Annotated in this window: 2 protein-coding genes and 1 tRNA gene; all 3 read left to right on the top strand. The window is 48.9% G+C overall.

Translation table 11 applies throughout. From position 1 onward, the window contains the following. The coding region (locus IQ219_RS19360; protein ID WP_228017397.1) for a hypothetical protein at window positions 1–1107 on the top strand (1107 nt) is incomplete at its 5' end. Window positions 1108–1173: 66 nt separating this feature from the next. Beyond that, window positions 1174–1247: transfer RNA gene (locus tag IQ219_RS19355), tRNA-Pro, on the top strand. 131 nt (window positions 1248–1378) lie between these two features. After that, window positions 1379–1660, top strand: coding sequence for a DUF3596 domain-containing protein (locus tag IQ219_RS20655; RefSeq protein WP_194073692.1), 282 nt, complete (start codon window positions 1379–1381; stop codon window positions 1658–1660). Window positions 1661–1788 lie beyond the last annotated feature (128 nt).

The following is a 1788-nucleotide window of genomic DNA, read 5'->3' as shown; positions in this document are numbered from 1 at the left end:
ATGGCTGGGGGCTTGCAACGTAAACCCAAAGCCAAGGCTCCAGCCAAGGATAAAGATGCTGACGAAAAACAGACTGAAACCGAAATTGAACCGGGGACGGCAGCGGTTAAACAGGACTTACCAGCAACCAGTGAACCATCAGAGTTAGGAGAAGAGTCTATCCCGGTGAATGTCCCGTCTCCCATCACCGAAGAAGTTACCGAAGCTATAACCCAAGAGAATCCAGATATTTCCGAGGAAGTGGAAGGTGTCATAGAAACGGCGGAAACCGTAGTGGAGGAATTGAATGAAGTTGCTGAGACTGTGGCAGAAGAGGTGGTAGAAAAAGCCGAGGAAGCAGTGGAAAAAATTGTCGAAACATCTAATCAGGCGGAAGAAAAAACGGCTAAGTCTTCCGCTGATCAATCAGAGGAAGTTTTGCTGAAAAAACCGAAATCAAAACTCTTCCAGCGTTTGTTTGGTCGTAAAAAGCCCGCTAGCCCCCCTGCTAAAGCGGAGCAATCAACCCCAACGGTGGTGGAACAGACCCTAAACCCTGAATTTGAGAGCGCCAATGTTGAAAGCGATGACTGGGATGATGGGGAAGATTGGGGAGAAGATTTATCGTCAGTTAATTCCGATGGCGTGCCGGAAAATTCCGACGGGATTGCCGATGACAAGGAAGAAAATAATGAAACTGATGAAACTCAGGTAATTGCCGTGGTCGAAACGGTACAAATTGAGCAACAAATCACCCTAGTGGAGGTGCCCGATTTAGGAAATGTCGCTGAACAAGAACACCCTCTAGATGTGGTGGAGCACGATGATCACATGACCCAGGAGGAAGCAGAGGAAGAGACGGAAGATATTTCTCCCCTGACCTCTGAAGCAACGGCAGTGGTAATTGAGGAAACGGTGGAAGAAGTTCCCGATCCCGAAACTGAAAGTCAGCAGGGCCAGGAAGTGGGTGAATCTGAAGTTCCATCAGAACAAGTCCCTGAGGCGATCGCCGGTGAACTAGAAGATTTGCCGAAGCAACCGACTGATTCTTTAAATCCAGAAGATGGAGAAACCGCTAACGACGGGGATGATTCCACAGAAGAAAAACAGAATTGGGCGGATGGCTAAACAGGGAAGTGTTCAACAACCGCACAGAAAGGATATCTCCTATGCTAGGATCTTAAGGCTGAATTGCGGGATGTAGCGCAGCTTGGTAGCGCACTTCGTTCGGGACGAAGGGGCCGCAGGTTCGAATCCTGTCATCCCGATTCTTCTAAAACCTAATGTGGAAGCGCCTTGTAGCCGACGCATCAACCTTTTGATGACCTTAGCATATTGTCAATAAGGGGGGTGAGGTTGGCCACTTTTGGACGTCTGAGTGGTAGGAAGATGACTTACTATGCAACTCCCCATAGCGGCACGTCCGACGCTGAGCCGCGACCTAGATAGAAGCCTTGTCAAGGTAGAAAGTGATAAAGGCAGGCTGAGATTACGCTTTACCTATGGAGGCACACGCCATTACATAGCCGTTGGCTTGCCTGATTCTCGAGTCAATCGCATCGGGGCCCAGCAGAAATCGACTCAGATCGAACTGGATATTGCCTCCGGCAACTTTGATGAGACCCTCAAGAAGCACAAGCCACCCAAGCTGCCGCTAAAAAACGCGAGGCAACCACCGTGACTGGGAGTGTCAAGAAATTTGTGTAAAGGGGAAATTAGAAAAGAAAAGAATTAGGGTGTTCAATAGCAAAACAAGCAAGAGCCGCCTTCCAATGCTGGATGGGCATAGTCCATTTGCGGCAAATACGT

Source organism: Synechocystis sp. LEGE 06083, assembly GCF_015207725.1.
In the GTDB taxonomy this organism is placed as follows: Bacteria; Cyanobacteriota; Cyanobacteriia; order Cyanobacteriales; family Microcystaceae; genus Synechocystis; species Synechocystis salina.
Note: the sequence above shows the minus strand (reverse complement) of the source record. Positions and strands in the feature narration are given on the sequence as shown.